The following is an 18,021-nucleotide window of genomic DNA, read 5'->3' on the forward strand; positions in this document are numbered from 1 at the left end:
AGAGAACCCGCATCGGCCGATGCGGGTTTTTTTATGGGTGTCATTCTCGTGCAGCACGCTTGCCACCGGCCGCCAACCCCCGCAGTTTCATCCAGGAGTGTTTCCATGTGTTCCATCTTCGGTATTTTCGGCCTGCAACCCGGTGACGATCTGCAGGCATTGCGCCGACAGGCGCTGGAATGTTCGCAGCGGCAGCGTCATCGCGGCCCGGACTGGAGCGGTGTGTATGTCGATACCGGTGCGATCCTGGTGCACGAGCGCCTGGCCATCGTCGACCCGGCTGGCGGCTCGCAGCCGTTGTTGTCCGACGATGGCGAGCTTGCGCTCGCAGTGAATGGCGAGATCTACAACCATCGCGAGCTCAAGCAGGAGCTGATGCAGCCGTACGCCTTCCAGACCGGCTCCGATTGCGAGGTGATCAACGCGCTGTATCGCGAGGATGCGCCGGCCTCCTACCTCAACCGCCTCAACGGCATCTTCGCGTTCGCGCTATGGGACAAGGCCGCCGGGCGGGTGATCATCGCGCGCGACCCGATCGGCGTGGTGCCGCTGTACTGGGGCCACGATCGCGAAGGCCGGCTGCGGGTGGCCTCGGAACTGAAGTCGCTGGTGGATGATTGCGCCGATGCGGCGCAGTTCCCGCCTGGCCATTGGTACGACAGCGCCACCGGTGCACTGAGTCGCTATTACGAGCGTGCCTGGCGCGAATACGCCGAAGTGGAAGGCGTGCAGGTGCAGCTGCAGGAATTGCGCGAGGCGTTCGAGCGCGCGGTGCACCGTCAGCTGATGACCGACGTGCCGTATGGCGTGCTGCTGTCCGGCGGGCTGGATTCGTCGCTGGTCGCCGCGGTGGCCGCACGCTACGCACGCCATCGCATCGAAGAGAACGACACCACCGAAGCGTGGTGGCCGCGCCTGCATTCGTTCGCGATCGGTTTGAAAGGCTCGCCGGATCTGGCCGCGGCCGAAGTCGCTGCCGCCGCGCTGGGCACCGTGCATCATGGTTTCGAGTACAGCTTCGACGAAGGCCTGGATGCGCTGCCCGAGGTCATCCGTCATATCGAGACCTACGACGTCACCACCATCCGCGCCTCTACGCCGATGTTCCTGCTGGCACGACGCATCAAGGCGATGGGCGTAAAAATGGTGTTGTCGGGTGAAGGCAGCGACGAAATCTTCGGCGGCTATCTGTATTTCCACAAGGCACCGAACGCACGCGAATTCCACGAAGAACTGGTACGCAAACTGGATGCGCTCAACAACTACGATTGCCTGCGCGCCAACAAGTCGATGATGGCCTGGGGCGTGGAGCCGCGCGTGCCGTTCCTGGACCGCGAATTCCTGGACGTGGCCATGCGCATGGACGCCAGCTTCAAGATGATCGACAAGACCAGCAGCGGCGCCACGCGGATGGAAAAGGGCGTGTTGCGCGAAGCGTTTGCCGGGTATCTGCCCGAATCGATCCTGTGGCGGCAGAAAGAGCAGTTCAGCGATGGCGTGGGCTATGGCTGGATCGATGGACTCAAGGCGCATGCCGCCGCACATGTGAGCGACCGCGAGCTGGCTGCCGCCTCCAAACGCTTTCCGGTCAATCCGCCGCAGACCAAGGAAGCGTATTTCTATCGCACGCTGTTCGAGCAGTTCTTCCCCAGCCAGGCGGCGGCGGAGACGGTGCCGGGCGGCAAGTCGATCGCGTGTTCGTCGCCGACCGCGATCGCCTGGGATGCCAGCTTCGCCGCGATGGCCGACCCGTCCGGCCGTGCGATTGCCGGCGTGCACGAACAGGCGTTGGCGTCGTAACGCTGCTGCATCGAAGTTGAAACTCCAGCGGCCGGCATGCGCTCACGCGCTGCCGGCCGCTGCTGCGATCACTCGTGGCGCACGCAGTATCCGTAGCGTTGCGGCTCGATATCCACGCCGGCCACATCTGCCTGGTTGTTGCGCCACAGGTTTGGCTTGAAGTCGGCCGCAGTGCAGTTAGCAGCGCGGTCCACACCGATGGTGTAGGTGAACGGTGTATTGGAGAAGCGGTTGTTCTCGAACACGTTGTCCTGGCTCATGCTGTTGTCCCAGCACAGGATTTCCGGGGTGCGGTAGCGGATGGCGCAAGCCAGGAAGACACCGGCGACCTTGTTGCCGTCGAACTGATTGTTGCTGAAGCGGTTGCGGCGCGCGTCGGAAAGATAGATGCCCTGGCTGCCGTTGCGCTCGAAGCGGTTGTTGCGGATCTCGCTGTCTTCCAGATGCTCGGTGGTCAGCCCTGCGGCCACGTTGTCGTGGATGTAGTTGTTGACCATGGTGACCTTGGCGGTGCGATTGAACGATACGCCGTCCCAGATCGCGCCCGAAACATCATTGTTTTCGATGGTGATCTCGCGCGTGTCGTACTCGCTCAGCAGGCAGGCGCTGCGGCACTTGTTGACCTGCAGGCCGGCGAGCCGGATGCCCTGGCCGGAACGCACGACCACCGCGCTGTTGCTCAGGTACGGACGCTCGGGCATGAATTCCTTGTCGCCGGTGCTGGCGACGATCTGCATGTCTTCGATGCTGACATTGCGGATCACGCCGGTCGGCTGCTGATTTTCGTAGTCGCCGACCACCAGTGCCGGTTGCTGCACACCATCGGCCATGCGCAGCACCGTGGTCGGGCCTTTGCCGCGAAGAGTGAGATTGCCGCGGTGGATCGAGACCAGGCCATTGAGCGGGAATTCACCCTTTTCCAGGCACAACACCGCAGGCGTATCGCTTTGCGGAAGCTTGTCGATGGTTTTCTGCAGATCCTGCCCAGGGCGCACTTTGGCGGTGCATGCCGCGACCGGCGCATCCGGTGGGCCGGATTTGGCGGGCGGCGCTGCCGAGCAGGCAGTGGCAACGAGCAGGGGCAACAGGGCGGAAACGGAGCGGGCAAGCTGAGGCATGCGGATTCCGGTCAGTGGGGGGAGGAGGGCGATCGTGTAAAAACACGTTACAGATCGCGACGGCCTCTAGTGTGTCCCAATGGACGTTAACGTCTGGCGGATTCCGGCCGGCCTGATTCGGCGCAGGTTCATTGCACCGCCGTGGTCGAGGCCACAACTGTGCGTGCGGCGGCCGCTGCGGCCGATCAACGTCACAGTTGGAGCAGTGCTCGCGGCCTGGGCAGGCGCCCGTTCGCCACGCTAGAAACTGTAGGCCAGCTGCGCGTAGACGCGGCGCGGTTCGCCAGGAAAGTGACCGGTGCGCTCGGTGAACCCGCTGACGGCATAGACCCGGTCGAACAGGTTCTTGACGTTGACCTGCAGCTTCCAGGCGTCCCACTGCGTCTGCCAGCTGATGTCGAAGATGGCGTACGGCTTGACGCGCTGACCTTCCAGGCTGAGCCGCTCGCCTACGTAGTCCGCACCGAAGGCAATCGCCGAGTTCCAGGCCGGCAGGTCGTAACGTGTCCACAGACCGAAAGTGTTGCGCGGTGCATTGGCGAAGCGGTCGCCGGACGCATTGGTGATGCCGTTGGTGCCCGCATCGAGCACGCGTGCATCGTTGTAGGCGTAGGTCAGGTTGAGCACCCAGCGTTCGGTGAGGTCGGCCAGCAGATCCACTTCCAGGCCTTCGCTGCGTACCAGACCGAGCGCGGAGAGCTGGTTGACGCCATCGACGACACGGCCGTTGGCCTGCACGATGTTGCTGCGTTCGATGCGATACAGCGCGGTGTTGAGCGTCAGCCCGCCATCGCTGAGCGCGGTTTTCAGACCCACTTCCCACTGCGTGCTGCGCTCGGGATCGAACGGCCCGCCGACGCTGCTGTCCTGATTGGCCGCATCCTGCGGCAGAAAGCCGCTGGCATAACTTGCGTACGCGTTGATGCCATCGCGCAGCACGAACGTGCTGCCCACACGCCAGCTGAGATCGTTGCCGGTGACGCGCGAGCCGTCCAGACGGTTGTCGTCCTTGAAGCCGTCCCAACGCAGTCCGGCCATCGCAAACCAGCGCGGGGTCAGCGTGAGTTCGTCCTGCAGATAGCCGCCGTAGCGCTGGCTGCGTGTACTGGTGGCGCGCCAGGGCAGGCTGTCCAGGCCGTAGTCGTAAAAGCCGCTGCGGCCGTACACCGGGTTGAACAGATCGATACCCGGCACCGGCCCGCGCACGCGGCCGGTGTCGGCAGTGTTGGCGGTCTGCGCGCGGAAGTCCGCATCCAGCCGATAGTAGTCCGCGCCCATCAGCAGCTTGTGCTCGATCGCGCCGATGCGGGTGCGGAACACCGCGTTGACGTTGCTGGAGACCGCATCGTTGTCGCGGAACTGGTTGCGCAACTGTCGCGTCATCCATTCGGCGGTGCCGTCGCCATCGCGGTCGATCAGGCCCATCGGCTCGTGATAGATCTGATGCTCGTCGTTCTTGAACCAGCGCATCGCCATGTCCACGTCCCAGGCAGCGGACGGCGCAAAGCGGTACTGCGCGAACGCCACCTTGGCGCGCATGTCGAGGAAATCGGTGGGCTCGTTGTGGTTCCAGCGACGGTCGGTGAGGAAGTTGCCGTCGTCGTCCACCGGCACGCCGCGCAGGCGATTGCCGCCCAGGTTCTGGGTGATGTCGGTGTACTGCAGCGTGAGTTCGCCGGTCTGGCCGATGTCGAAGGCCACCGACGCATCGCCGATCTGGCTCTGGCTATCGGTGTTGCGGCGAAAGCCATCCTCGCCATCGGCATAGGCGCCAACGCGGTAGCGAATGCGTCCGTCGTCGCGTGCCGGCCCGGTGGCCTCGAACGAGGCCGCTCCGAAGGATTGATTGCCCACCTGCAGCTCCACCCGACGCGCGGCCTGATGGCCGGGCTTGCGGGTGACGTAATTGATCACGCCACCGGGTTCGCCGCCGCCGTACAGCGCACCGGCCGGGCCCTTGAGCACTTCCACGCGTTCGATATTGAACAGCTGCGGCACCGAGAAGCCGGCATACGGATCGCCGCGCAGTCCGTCGTACAGCACATTTTCCTGGCGGAATCCGCGCAGGGTGACGCCGGCATAGCTGAAGAAGCTGATGCCGCTGATGCTGCGATACAGGTCGGTGATCTGGCGCGCGGCCTGGTCGTCGATCAGTTCGCGCGGCAGCACCTGCACCGACTGCGGCACCAGCGACAACGGCGTATCGGTACGTGTGGCCACCGCGGCGTCATCGGATTTGTACAGCGTCTGCGCACGGCCGACCACGTCTACGCCATCCAGGTCGGTGACGGTTGCCGGGGCGCTGGTGTGGTGTTGGGCGAAGGCGCGGGGCGAGGGCAGAGCCAAGACAGCGGCGAGCGCGGTGACAAGGAGCGTGGGGCGCATTGGTCACTAATGGGAATGGTTATCAAGTGCATCTTAGCATGTTGGGCTCGCTTCATTCGGCAGGTCGGTGGGCGGGTGTGGGGGCGGGGGGGGCGAGCTGCAGAAGGCAGACGCAGAAACCTGCATCGACAGGCGAGACAGCAATGACCACGCCTATTTCGGCTGCAGGCGCAGCGTGTAGCGGGTAGCGGTCGGCAGAAATGGGGCCGGCCGGCCGTGCACCCAGTCGTCGTGCCCTGCACCCCAGAACGGCGACAACGGATGCCCGCTCTGGCCGCCCGGCATGTGCACGATGCCGTCCTGCTCGTGGCCGGGCGACACCACCATGCGTTCGGAGGCGCCGAAGGCAGGGCCTTGCACGCGTGGCATGTCGCGATCGCCTGGCAGTTGGTCGGGCGGCATGCACAGCCAGCGCTTGGCGAGCGCAGGCAATGCCCGCGCGATCGGGTGACAGATGGCGGCGGTGTTGCGTTTGCCCCAGGTGCGTTCACTCAAGGGGCTATCCTGCAAGGCGCCGTCCTGCGCAGCGAGATCCGTCTGCGCATTGCGTGCAGTCTCGGCAAGCAGCTGATCCCAGCTCGCATAGGCCGGTGGCAGCAGATGCGCCGGGCGCTGCTGCAGCAACGGCCAGACGATGCCTTCCAGTTGCGCGCGACGCGGCGGCAGGAAGTCCTTGCCAAGCGCGGCTTTTGCCGGCGCCAGCAGGCCGGCTTCCACTGCGTCGATGGTCATGCCGCGAAAGCCGCGCACGATGCGATAGCTGGCCGAATTGGTGGATGCGTGCCCGTCCCACTGCCGTGTGGCGGCTTCGATCTGCTGCAAGGCCGGGTCCTTGCTGTGGTCGACCACGCCGCGCAACAACTGCCACCACCGCGTGAGCAGCACGGCGCGATCGTCGAGCTGGATGGCGAGCAGATCCAGCTCGTTGAAGCGCTGCCTGGCGAACAGGTCGTTGCGGATCTGCTGCGCACGCGCGCCCAGGTCGTAGCCGGCATTGCCGAGCGTGGCCAACTGCTGCGCATCGACGACGCGGCTGTTGGCGGTCCAGAGCCGGTGCGAAGGAGGATCGATCAGGGCGGGGGCGTCGTCGCTGCGCACCGGCCAGGGCAGGCAGCCGGTCGGCGCGGGTGCCGATGCTGCCGTTATCTCAGCCGAAGGCGCGGTCTGCGCCGAGCGCGCCAGTTCGGCGATGCCGCTCGGGTTGCATCCGGCATTGCGTACCGGGCGCGCGCCGATCAACCGCCAGGCGATGCGCCCGCTGCGATCGGCCAGCAACAGATTCTGCGCCGGAATGCCCGAACGATCCGCTACGGCAAAGGCGGCGTGCACATCAACCGCCGTGCTCATCTGCGCAAAGTCCAGGCGGATCGCGCCGGGTAGCTGCGCGGCCCAGCGCAGTGCCAGCAGGCTGCCATCGGGGTTGTCGTGCAGGATCGGTCCCCAGGCGCTCTCGCGCACCGCAAAACGCACCGGCGCGGCGCCGGCCACGCGAATCGTTTCGACATGGGTGGTGAGCACTTGCGGATGGCCAGGCGTGGCCGGCGGGATCCGTGCAAAGTCGGCGGTGTCGATATAGCTGTTGGTAAAGGCCCAGGCCACATGCCCATTGCTGCCGACCACCACCGCCGGCAAACCGGGCAGGGTGAAGCCGGTGACATCCACCTTGCCGTCGGGCGCGCCGGTGTCCGGGTAACGCAGGCGTGCGCGGAACCAGATGTTGGGCGCGCGCAGGCCCAGGTGCATGTCGTCGGCGACGATGGCGCGGCCGTCGCTGGTGAGGCTGCCGTCCACGGCGAAGTTGTTGCTGCCCGGCGTCGGCTGCTCGGCGCCTGCGGCGGCAGCTGGGTGCGGCAGGCGGCGCAGATCCAGTGCGGCGGCGTCGGGCAGCACGGCGTCGCCTTGCGCGGCGCCGAGCAGCGGTGCATCCCAGCTGGAGCCCTGATGGTCGAGCAATGCCGCCAGTGCCGCCGGCACTACCGCGCGGATGCGTGCGGCCGCCAGTTCGGTCTGGTTGTCGTTGTCCTGCAGGTCGGCATACATCGCCATGCCGGTGAGGATGGAGTCGTCCAGCGTCCACGCGCGCGGTGTCTGCCGCAGCAACAGGTACGGCCACGGACGCACGCGCAGGGCGGCCAGCCCTGCATTGACGCCCTCGGTGTAGGCCTGCAGCGCCGCGCGCTGGCTGCCGGCGGCGACATCCAGGCTGGCATGCACGCGGGCGCGCAGGCGGTGCACGCGATTGCGTTTGTCCAGATCCAGCGCCGCAGCGCCGAACAGCTCGGACAATTCGCCGGCCGGTGCGCGGCGCATCAGGTCCATCTCGAAGTAGCGCTCCTGCGCGTGCACGTAGCCGAGTGCGCGCATGGCATCGACCTGGCTGGCCGCATCGATGGTGACCACGCCACGCCGGTCGCGTTGCACGCTGACCGGTGCCACCAGCCCATCAAGGGTACTGTTGCCGTCCAGCTGCGGCAGGCTGCCACGCATCGACAGATACACGGCCAACAGGGCCGCCACGACCAACACCACGGTTGCCAGCAGCAGCCGGCCCAGCCATTTGCGCATTGTCGAGTCCTTGAGTTCGGTCACAGTGTGGCGGCTGGCCATGACCGTGGCGGGTCTGGCCGCAAGCGCAACTGAAAGTGATTCCGATTAGATCATTGCTGCGCGGCTTAGGGCACCATGCTTCGATTGCGTCGCTGGAGCACATCATGAAAGGCCATCCCGAAGTCGTCGACTACCTCAAACAGCTGCTGCGCGGCGAACTGGCGGCACGCGACCAGTATTTCCTGCACTCGCGCCGCTACGAGGACCAGGGCCTGATGGCGCTGTACGAGCGCATCAACCACGAAATGGAAGAGGAGACCGAGCACGCCGACGCGCTGCTGCGGCGCATCCTGTTCCTGGAAGGCGACCCGGACATGCGGCCGGCCGAGTTCGATCCGGGCAAGACCGTGGTGGAAATGCTCGAGCGCGATCTGGTCGTGGAGTACGAAGTGCGCGCCAATCTCGCCGCCGGCATGAAGCTGTGCGAGGAGCATGGCGACTACGTCAGCCGCGACATCCTGCTCAAGCAATTGCAGGACACCGAAGAAGACCACGCCTGGTGGCTGGAGCAGCAGCTCGGCCTGATCAGGCGGATCGGTCTGGAGCTGTATCAGACCTCGAAGATCGACAAGGGCCATGTCGCCGGCTGAGCCCGGCGACTGGATGCTGCGCAGCCGCTGAGCGGGCGCAGCGCAGATTTGCCATCGGCAGGTGCCGCGCGGAGCGTCGTCATTGCTGCGGGGCCTGCATCAGCGGCCGGCGGTCTGCGGCGGTGTTACCTGGCGCCTTGCGCTGTGGTGCGAACCATCGCGTGGCGCAACGCCGCGCGGTGCTGATCGGCGCGCGATGTGCTGCTTGTGCAACGCCTGCGGCGCCCGACTGGGGCGTCGGCAGCGATCGCCGATGAGAACGTTCGCTCGCGACGGTCAGTTGCGTTGCAGGTGATAGATGCCGGTCGACAGGGCAGTGACACCGTCGGCACGGAAGCGCGGCTCCTGATCGAGAATGTCGCGGTGTTCCAGTTGCTGCACCTGCCAATGCGTGTCGAACAGTCTGTGTATCTCGGTGGCGTCCACCGAAAACGGCGGTCCGGCCTTTTCGGCCTGCGGATATTCCAGGGTGATCAACAGCCCGCGGCATCCCGCAGGCAGGCGCGCGTACGTGGTGTGCAGAAACTGTTGGCGCAAGCCGGCAGGCAGGGCGATCAATGCGGCGCGATCGTAGACGGCGCTGCAATCGGCCAGCACGCTTGGCTCCAGTGCAAACGCGTCGCCGCAGATGATCTCGATCGGGCCGGCGATAAAGTGCTCGCCCGCGCGGCTGCTGTGTCGCTGCGGTCGCAGGCCGGCATCAGCGAAGAATTGCGCCACCGCCAGCGGCGATATCTCCACGCCGAGCACGCGATGACCTTGTGCGGCCAGCCAGTGCAGATCCAGCGTCTTGCCGCACAGCGGCACCAGCACGCGGGCAGCCTTCGGCACCTGCAACGCCGGCCAGTGCTTTTGCAGCAGCGGCATCACCTGGTCCTGATGGAAGCCGGTCTGACCGTTCTGCCAACGCTGCAGCCAGAAATCTGTGTCCATGATGTTGTCTTGTTGGTTTGCGTTGACGAGTGACGTGATGCAGCCAATGGCACTCACACTGCAGATCGAAAGGAACCGCTCAGACCACCCCGCACCGCCGCGCGACATGCACTGCGCACACCCACACACACCGACATCTCGACCGGTCCTTGTCCGCCCACCGTCGCGGGACCTTACGCGGCATGGATGCCGCGTAAGCGCCTACACGGACGTACTTGCGGCGTGTCCTGTGATGGTGGGCGGACTAGGGCCCTGCAGCAAATCCGCAGATCTCTCGCTCTACAACCGACGCATCCGCACCGTTCGATACCTCTCAAGGCAATGCAGAGCTTGCGCTTCAGCGTAGCCTCGCCGTTGCAAGCCAAGCTGGCCGAGGGCGGGATGCCCTAAAGCCGGCAGCGTCCAGCTGGCGGATTTGGTGGGTCGCTCACAACCGCACGGCCAACGCGCCGCCGCGCGGCGCTTGGGTGAACAGCCGTTACTGCACTTCCAACCCGTCCACCTTCTGCCACCCTCGCGGCAACAACGCCCCGCGACTCGCGCGCGCGCCCACATAGGGATCCAAATCCTTGAACGACAGGCTCATGGTGCGTGCGCCGCTGCGCACCAGCAGCGTGTTGCCTGGTGCCACCGCCACCACCGCGACCACACGCTCGGTGCCGAGCTTGGCCTTGGGGATGTCGATGATCTTGTTGCCTTTGCCCTTGTCCAGCTCGGGCACGTCGCTGGCGGTCACCGCCAGCAGATTGCCGGCACTGGTGACGGCGACGATGCGGTCGCTCTGCGGATTGATCACCTGCGCAGGCGTCAGCACATGTGCGCCGGTGGTCAGGTTGAGCATCGCCTTGCCGGCCTTGTTGCGGCCGGTGAGGTTTTCGAAGCGGGTGACGAAGCCGTAGCCGTGCGAGGACGCCAGCACGAAGCGGGTGGCGTTGTCGGCGCTGGCCATGACCTGGAACGCCGCGCCCGAGGCCGGCGAGAAACGTCCGGTCAACGGTTCGCCATTGCCGCGTGCCGAGGGCAGGGTGTGCACCGCGGTCGAATAGGCGCGCCCTTCCGAATCCAGGAACGCCACCTGATGCGTGCTGCGGCTGCGCACCGCCGCCAGCAGGCTGTCGCCTTCGCGGTAGGACATGCCGGCCGGGTCGACCTCATGGCCCTTGGCCGCGCGTACCCAGCCCTTTTCCGACAGCACCACGGTCATCGGTTCGCTGGCGACCATCTCGGTTTCGTCGATCGCCTGCGCCGCGCCACGCTGTACCAGCGGCGAGCGGCGTGCGTCGCCGAACTTCTTGGCGTCGGCGGTCAGTTCGTCCTTGATCAGCTTCTTCAGCTTGGCCTTGCTTTCCAGGATCGCCATCAACTGCGCGCGTTCCTTGGCCAGTGCTTCCTGCTCGCCGCGGATCTTCATTTCTTCCAGGCGTGCCAGCTGGCGCAGCTTGGTTTCCAGGATGTATTCGGCCTGCTCTTCGCTGAGTTCGAAGCGCGCGATCAACACCGGCTTGGGTTCGTCCTCGCTGCGGACGATGCGGATCACTTCGTCCAGGTTGAGGAAGGCGATCAACAACCCTTCCAACAGGTGCAGGCGGCGCTCGACCTTCTGCAGGCGATGGTTGAGGCGACGGGTGACGGTGTCGCTGCGGAAGGTCAGCCACTCGCTCAGCAACTGGCGCAGGTTCTTCACCTGCGGGCGGCCGTCTAGGCCGATCACGTTGAGATTGACGCGGTAGCTGCGCTCAAGGTCGGTGGTGACGAACAGGTGGCCCATCAGCTGCTCGGCATCGACGCGGTTGGAGCGCGGCACCAGCACCACCCGCACCGGGCTGGTGTGGTCGGACTCGTCGCGAATGTCTTCCAGCCACGGCAGCTTCTTGGCGCGCATCTGCTGGGCGATCTGCTCGATCACCTTGGACGGCGAGACCTGGTACGGCAACGCGTCGATGACGATGTTGGCGTGTTCTTTTTTGTAGGTGGCGCGCGCACGCACGCTGCCGTGACCGGTCTCGTAGATCGCGCGCAGATCGGCCACCGGGGTGATGATCTCGGCGGTGGTCGGGTAGTCCGGGCCGAGCACGTGTTCGCACAGCTCGGCGACCGTGGCATCGGGGTTGTCGAGCAGGCGCAGCAGCGCGCTGACGATCTCGTTGAGGTTGTGCGGCGGTACGTCGGTGGCCATGCCCACCGCGATGCCTGTGGTGCCATTGAGCAGCAGATGCGGCAGGCGCGCCGGCAGCCAGGTCGGCTCTTCCAGGGTGCCGTCGAAGTTGGGCGCCCAATCGGTGGTGCCCTGGCCGATTTCGCCCAGCAGCACCTCGGCGATCGGGGTCAGCTTGGATTCGGTGTAGCGCATCGCCGCGAACGACTTGGGGTCGTCGGTGGAGCCGAAGTTGCCCTGGCCCTCGATCAGCGGGTAACGGTAGGAGAACGGCTGCGCCATCAGCACCAGCGCTTCGTAGCAGGCGCTGTCGCCGTGCGGGTGGTATTTACCGATTACATCGCCCACGGTGCGCGCGGATTTTTTCGGCTTGGCAGCGGCATTCAGGCCCAGCTCGCTCATCGCGAAGATGATGCGCCGCTGCACCGGCTTCAGGCCATCACCCAGGAACGGCAGGGCGCGGTCGAGCACCACGTACATCGAATAGTCGAGATAGGCGCGTTCGGCGTACTCGCGCAGCGGCAGCTGCTCGAAGCCGTGGAAGGTGGGGCGGGTCAAATCGGTCATGTAAAGCCAGGTCCTACGAAAGAGGAGCCCGCGCCGTGGCGCGCGCTCGAAGAGCGCCGATTATCCGGATGCGGCCGGGGATGCCAAGCCGCGCGCATGCGCAACGGCCAGATACCGCGTGGGTGGAGCGCCGAAATGGCGGTGGAACACGCTGACGAAGGCGCTGGGGCTGTTGTATCCGAGCTGGTCGGCGACCCGGGCGACCGGGCTGCCCTGGCTGAGCCGCCGCAGCGCCTCCGCCAGCCGCGCCTGCTGCCGCCATTGCGCGAAACTCAGCCCGGTCTCGCTGCGGAAATGCCGGCTCAGGCTGCGCGCCGACAGCCCGCCCCAGTCGGCCCAGGCGTCCAGCGGGCGCGGGTCGGCCGGGGTATCGAGCAACTGCCGGGCGATGCGCAGCAGCCGCCGGTCGGCCGGCATCGGCAGGTGCAGGTGGTCGATCTGCACCTGGTGCAGTTCGTCCAGCAGTACCGCGGCCAGGCGTTGCCGGGTGGGGTCCAGCGGCTGACCCGGCGGCCAGTCGGCTGCGCGCATGATCGCCTCGCGGGCGAGCCCGGTCAGGCGGATCACCCCGCCTTGCGCAGGCAGCGCAGCACAGGCGTCCGGCCGGACCACCACACCCCAGCCGCGCAGCGGCCCGGCCAGCTCCACCGTGTGCTGCTGCCCGGGCGGCATCCAGCCGGCGCAGCCCGGCGGTAGCGACAGGGTTCCCTGTTCGGTGTGAACCGTCAGCACGCCGTGTTCCACATACATCAGCTGCCCGCGGACATGCGCATGCCGAACGGTCTCCGGCGCCCATACCGCGCGCAGGTCGGCCAGGAATGCGATCACCTCCGGTCCATCGGCCCATTCGAAGCTGTCCCGCACGCCGGGTGGCAATGCATCGACCGTGGTTGGCGGGTTTTCGACAGTCATTGGCGCAATTGTATTACCAGGCCAGTGGCGCAGGCACGTAAGGTAGCGATCCTTGCTGGCGGTTTAATCCCGTTAGAAATATTTGCGTTGACAAATATATTTTTCGGAAGAAAATGGCCTGCCATGAATGACCTCTCCTCCGCCTCGCCATCGTTTGGCCTGCTGTTGCGTCAGGTGCGCGATGCGCTGATGCGGCAGCTCGAGGCCGAAATGAAGGGCGAGCTGCCGGACTTCGGCTTCAGCCACTATGTCGGTCTGAAGATTCTGGCGGTGCGTTCGCCCTGCACGGCCAACGAACTGGCGCTGGCGCTGGACCAGACCCCGAGCGCGGTCACCCGCCTGCTCGACAAGCTCGAAGCGTTTGGCGCGGTGCGACGCGAGCCGCATGCGCAGGACCGGCGCGCGCTGCAGATCGTCATGACCGACCAGGGCGTGGCGCTGTGGGAGCGCCTGAAGCTGCGTGGCGAACGCGCCATCGAGCATGGCCTGCGCGATCTGTCTCCGCCAGAGCGCGAACAACTCACCTCTCTCCTCATCCGTGTCCGCGATGCACTCAACTCATGAACGCTGCTAGTTCCCCGATCCAGATGCTGCGCCTGCGGTCCGCGCAGCTTGCGCGGCCGCTCGTCCTCACTGCACTGACGCTGGCGCTGGCCGCCTGCGCCAGCAGCCGGGGGCTTGCCCCGCACGGCACCGTGCTGGAGCCGGCCGCGCTGCATGCCGAGCGCACCCTCGCCCAGGCCACCCTGAGCACGGCCGCCTGGCCGACCAGCGATTGGTGGCGCGCCCTGGGCGATGCGCAATTGAATACGCTGATTGCCGAAGGGCTGCAGCGCAGTCCCAGCCTGGCGGCGGCCGATGCGCGCCTGCGTCAGGCGCAGGCGCGCATCGGTAGCGCGCAGGCCGATCGCGGCCCCAGCCTGTCGATGTCCGGCGGCTATGCGGGCGTGCAATTGCCCGAATCGATGGTGGGCGAGGAGCGCGGCGGCAAGTTCGGCGGCAACGGCCAACTGGTGCTGGACTTCCGCTATGGCGTGGACCTGTGGGGCGGCAAGCGCGCCGCCTGGGAAGCGGCGGTGGACCAGGCGCATGCGGCCGATGTGGACGCACAGGCGGCACGCCTGAACCTGTCGGCGGCGATCGCCGAAGCTTATGCGCAGCTCGACTACGCATGGCGCCTGCACGACGTGGCCAACGATGAGCTGACCCGCGTGCAGAAGACTCTGGAGCTCACCCGGCAACGCCGCGGCGCCGGCATCGACAGCGATCTGCAGGTGCGCCAGGCGCAGGCCCGTGTACCGTCGGCGCAGCAGCAGCTGCAGTCCGTGCAGCAGCAGATCGACGAGGCGCGCAACGCCCTGGCCGCGCTGGCCGGGCAGGGGCCGGATCGCGGGCTGGAGATCGCACGCCCGACGCTGAGCGCGGCAATGGCCACGCAGTTGCCGAGCAACCTGCCAGCCGACTGCTGGGTCGCCGCCCCGATGTGGTCGCCGCGCGCTGGCGCGTGGAAGCCTCCGATCAGGACATCGCCGCCGCCAAGACCCGCTTCTACCCCAGCTTCAACATTACTGCGCTGGGCGGTGTGGTGAATCGCGATGTCGGCCAGTTGCTGGAAAGCGCCTCGGTATTTGGCGTGGTTGCGCCGGCGCTGAGCCTGCCGATCTTCGATGGCGGCAAGCTGCGCGCCAATCTGGCCGGCAGCGATGCGCAGTACGACCTGGCGGTGGCCGACTACAACCAGAAGGTACTCGACGCCCTGCGCGAGGTGGCCGACCAGGTCAACGCCGTGCGTTCGCTGGAGCAGCGTGCACGCGCGCAGGACAACGCCGTGCAGACCGTGACTGCCGCCTTCGAGCTCGCGCAGCAGCGCTACCGCGCCGGTATCGGCAGCTATCTGGAAGTGCTCAGCGTGCAGGAGCAATTGCTGCTCGCACGCCAGCGCATGGCCAGCCTGCAATCGCAACAATTGTTGGCCTCGGTGAGGTTGCAGCGTGCCTTGGGCGGCGGATTCACGCCGGAACCTGCGCGCGATACCGCACACGCCGCGACCACTTCCGCACAACCGAATTCCTGAGACAGCGACGATGAGCCAGACGACTCCAACTTCTTCCCCCCCTGCGCCGGCCGTGCCCAGCAGGCGCCGTGCGGCGCTGCGCATCGTGGCCATTGCGGTGATCCTGGCGATCATCGGTCTTGTGGTGTGGTACTTCCTGGTCGGCCGCTGGCATGAGGACACCGACGACGCGTATGTGCAGGGCAACCAGGTGCAGATCACCCCGATGGTGGGCGGCACCGTGGTCAGCATCGGCGCCGAAGACGGCATGCGCGTGGAGCGCGGCCAGTTGCTGGCGCAGCTGGACCCGGCCGACACCGCGGTCGCGTTGCAGCAGGCCGAAGCCAATCTGGCCAAGACCGTGCGTCAGGTGCGTGGTCTGTACCGCAGCGTGGAAGGCGCGCAGGCCGAACTGTCCTCGCGCGAGGTGAGCTTGCGCAGCGCACGTGCCGATTTCGCACGGCGCAGGGATCTGGCCGCCAGCGGCGCGATCTCCAACGAAGAACTGGCGCATGCCCGTGAGGAACTGGCCGCTGCCGAAGCGGCGGTGAGCGGTTCGCGCGAGAGCTTCGAACGCAACCGCGCCCTGGTGGACGACAGTGCGGTGGCCAATCAGCCGGACGTGCAGACGGCCGCCGCGCAGCTGCGTCAGGCCTATCTCAACCACGCCCGCACCGGGGTGATTGCACCGGTGTCCGGTTACGTGGCGCGTCGTTCGGCGCAGCTGGGCCAGCGTGTACAGCCCGGCAGCGTTCTGATGGCGGTGGTGCCGCTGGAGCAGGTGTGGGTGGAAGCCAACTTCAAGGAAACCCAGCTCAAGCACATGCGCCTGGGCCAGGAAGTGGAACTGCATTCGGATCTGTACGGCGGCGGCGTGAACTACACCGGCCGCATCGAAAGCCTGGGCCTGGGCACCGGCAGCGCGTTCTCGCTGTTGCCGGCGCAAAACGCCAGCGGCAACTGGATCAAGATCGTCCAGCGCGTGCCGGTGCGCATTGCGGTGGATGCCAAGCAACTGGCCGGCAATCCGCTGCGCATCGGTTTGTCGATGAAGGTCGATGTCAACCTGCACGACCAGCAGGGCAGCGTGTTGCCGACCAAGTTCGCCAATGGTGCGGTGTTCTCCACCGACGTGTATGCGCAGCAGTTGCAGGCCGCCGACGCGGATATCCAACGCATCATCCAGGACAACCTGCCTGCGCAGGCTGCGTCCAAGGCGGGCTGAGCCAGCATGTCTTCGCAAGCTCCCGTCGCGCCAGGCGGTCCCTCGGCACCTGCGCCCGCCACCGGCTTTCGTCCGGCGAGCGTGGCGCTGTGCACCGTGGGCCTGGCGATGGCCTCGTTTATGCAGGTGCTGGACACCACCATCGCCAACGTCTCGTTGCCGACCATCGCCGGCAATCTCGGCGCCAGTTCGCAGCAGGCCACCTGGGTCATCACCTCGTTCGCGGTCAGCACTGCGATCGCCCTGCCGCTGACCGGCTGGCTGAGCCGCCGCTTCGGCGAGACCAAGTTGTTCGTGTGGTCGACGCTGGCTTTTACCGTGGCCTCGTTGCTGTGCGGCCTGGCCCAGAGCATGGGCATGCTGGTGGTGTCGCGCGCGCTGCAGGGGTTCGTTGCCGGGCCGATGTACCCGATCACCCAGAGCCTGCTGGTGTCGATCTACCCACGCGAAAAACGCGGGCAGGCACTCGCCTTGTTGGCGATGATCACGGTGGTGGCACCGATCGCCGGCCCGATCCTGGGTGGCTGGATCACCGACAACTACAGCTGGGAATGGATCTTCCTGATCAACGTGCCGCTGGGCATCATCGCCAGCAGCATCGTCGGCTCGCAGTTGCGCCATCGCCCCGAGCAGCTGGAAAAGCCGCGCATGGACTACATCGGCCTGATCCTGCTGGTGGTCGGCGTGGGCGCGCTGCAACTGGTGCTGGACCTGGGCAACGACGAGGACTGGTTCTCCTCCGACAAGATCGTGGTGCTGGCCTGCGTCGCTGCAGTGGCGCTGGTGGTGTTCGTGATCTGGGAACTCACCGACAAGGATCCCATCGTCGATCTCAAGCTGTTCCGGCATCGCAACTTCCGCGCCGGCACGCTGGCGATGGTGGTGGCCTATGCGGCGTTTTTCAGCGTGAGCCTGCTGATCCCGCAATGGCTGCAACGCGACATGGGCTACACCGCGATCTGGGCCGGCCTTGCCACCGCGCCGATCGGTATTCTGCCAGTGCTGATGACACCATTCGTGGGCAAGTACGCGCTGCGTTTCGACCTGCGCATGCTCGCCACCGTCGCCTTCATCTTCCTGTCGTTCACCAGCTTCCTGCGCTCCAACTTCAACCTGCAGGTGGACTTCAGCCATGTGGCCACCGTGCAGCTGGTGATGGGCGTGGGTGTGGCCTTGTTCTTCATGCCGGTGCTGCAGATCCTGCTCTCTGACCTGGACGGTCGCGAGATCGCGGCAGGTTCCGGCCTGGCCACCTTCCTGCGCACCCTGGGCGGCAGCTTTGCCGCATCGCTGACCACCTATCTGTGGGCACGCCGCACCCAGGTGCACCACGCGCACATCACCGAACACATCTCGGTGTACACCCCGGGCATGCAGGAGCAGGTGACCGCAATGGGGCAGGGCGACCTGCAACACGGCGCGGCATCGCTCAACAACATGATCAATCACCAGGCCTCGCAGATGGGCTTCAACGACATCTTCTACCTGCTCGGCTGGACGTTCCTGGCGATCATCTTCTTCCTATGGCTGGCCAAACCACCGTTCGGTGCAGGTGCCGGCGGTGCGGCGGCGGCCGGTGGGCATTGAGCGCGGGTGACAAGGCGCTTGGCCGCTCTAACATCGGCTAAGACAACGACTTCATGCCGGTCTAGTGCAGAGCGGATGATCTGCGACTT

At 66.1% G+C, this 18,021-nt stretch carries 11 protein-coding genes and 1 pseudogene; 6 read left to right on the forward strand and 6 right to left on the reverse strand.

Annotated features, from left to right (window positions below; translation table 11 throughout):
* Positions 1-105 precede the first annotated feature (105 nt).
* A complete protein-coding gene (asnB, locus tag FHT09_RS14090) occupies positions 106-1,800 on the forward strand; it encodes an asparagine synthase B (protein ID WP_104606303.1) in 1,695 nt (564 codons plus the stop codon).
* Positions 1,801-1,868: 68 nt separating this feature from the next.
* Here asnB and hpaM read toward each other — a convergent pair whose 3' ends face one another.
* The 3 genes from hpaM to FHT09_RS14105 all read right to left on the reverse strand — a co-directional run bounded on the left by hpaM (position 1,869) and on the right by FHT09_RS14105 (position 7,868).
* On the reverse strand, positions 1,869-2,918 hold the full coding sequence (hpaM, locus tag FHT09_RS14095) for a type III secretion-associated outer membrane-bound protein HpaM (RefSeq protein WP_104538101.1): 1,050 nt from the start codon (positions 2,916-2,918) through the stop codon (positions 1,869-1,871).
* 240 nt (positions 2,919-3,158) lie between these two features.
* On the reverse strand, positions 3,159-5,303 hold the full coding sequence (locus FHT09_RS14100) for a TonB-dependent receptor (protein ID WP_104606302.1): 2,145 nt from the start codon (positions 5,301-5,303) through the stop codon (positions 3,159-3,161).
* Between the two features lie 153 nt (positions 5,304-5,456).
* Positions 5,457-7,868 carry a penicillin acylase family protein gene (locus tag FHT09_RS14105; protein ID WP_104605548.1) on the reverse strand — a complete coding sequence of 804 codons (2,412 nt, stop codon included), beginning with the start codon at positions 7,866-7,868 and terminating at the stop codon, positions 5,457-5,459.
* A gap of 146 nt (positions 7,869-8,014) precedes the next feature.
* On the opposite strand from FHT09_RS14105, the gene bfr reads away from it, so the two are divergent.
* Positions 8,015-8,500 carry a bacterioferritin gene (gene bfr / locus FHT09_RS14110; protein ID WP_146096445.1) on the forward strand — a complete coding sequence of 162 codons (486 nt, stop codon included), beginning with the start codon at positions 8,015-8,017 and terminating at the stop codon, positions 8,498-8,500.
* Positions 8,501-8,776: 276 nt separating this feature from the next.
* On the opposite strand, the gene FHT09_RS14115 is transcribed toward bfr, so the two are convergent.
* The 3 genes from FHT09_RS14115 to FHT09_RS14125 form a co-directional block, all read right to left on the reverse strand.
* On the reverse strand, positions 8,777-9,433 hold the full coding sequence (locus FHT09_RS14115) for a thiopurine S-methyltransferase (RefSeq protein WP_104605550.1): 657 nt from the start codon (positions 9,431-9,433) through the stop codon (positions 8,777-8,779).
* A 478-nt stretch (positions 9,434-9,911) separates the two neighbouring features.
* Positions 9,912-12,155, reverse strand: coding sequence for a DNA topoisomerase IV subunit A (gene parC / locus FHT09_RS14120; protein WP_104605213.1), 2,244 nt, complete (start codon positions 12,153-12,155; stop codon positions 9,912-9,914).
* A 60-nt stretch (positions 12,156-12,215) separates the two neighbouring features.
* Positions 12,216-13,067, reverse strand: coding sequence for a helix-turn-helix transcriptional regulator (locus tag FHT09_RS14125; protein WP_104605215.1), 852 nt, complete (start codon positions 13,065-13,067; stop codon positions 12,216-12,218).
* A gap of 123 nt (positions 13,068-13,190) precedes the next feature.
* On the opposite strand from FHT09_RS14125, the gene FHT09_RS14130 reads away from it, so the two are divergent.
* The 4 genes and pseudogenes from FHT09_RS14130 (at position 13,191) to FHT09_RS14145 (ending at position 17,932) form a co-directional block, all read left to right on the forward strand.
* Positions 13,191-13,631 carry a MarR family transcriptional regulator gene (locus tag FHT09_RS14130; RefSeq protein WP_104538095.1) on the forward strand — a complete coding sequence of 147 codons (441 nt, stop codon included), beginning with the start codon at positions 13,191-13,193 and terminating at the stop codon, positions 13,629-13,631.
* Positions 13,632-13,654: 23 nt separating this feature from the next.
* Positions 13,655-15,141, forward strand: a pseudogene (locus tag FHT09_RS14135) (efflux transporter outer membrane subunit).
* Between the two features lie 10 nt (positions 15,142-15,151).
* Complete coding sequence (locus FHT09_RS14140; protein WP_104605217.1) at positions 15,152-16,345, forward strand: efflux RND transporter periplasmic adaptor subunit; 1,194 nt, start codon at positions 15,152-15,154, stop codon at positions 16,343-16,345.
* 6 nt (positions 16,346-16,351) lie between these two features.
* Positions 16,352-17,932 carry a DHA2 family efflux MFS transporter permease subunit gene (locus FHT09_RS14145; RefSeq protein ID WP_104605219.1) on the forward strand — a complete coding sequence of 527 codons (1,581 nt, stop codon included), beginning with the start codon at positions 16,352-16,354 and terminating at the stop codon, positions 17,930-17,932.
* The last annotated feature ends 89 nt before the right edge of the window (positions 17,933-18,021 follow it).

This window comes from Xanthomonas sp. CFBP 8152 (assembly GCF_014199025.1).
Taxonomy (GTDB): Bacteria; Pseudomonadota; Gammaproteobacteria; order Xanthomonadales; family Xanthomonadaceae; genus Xanthomonas; species Xanthomonas arboricola_B.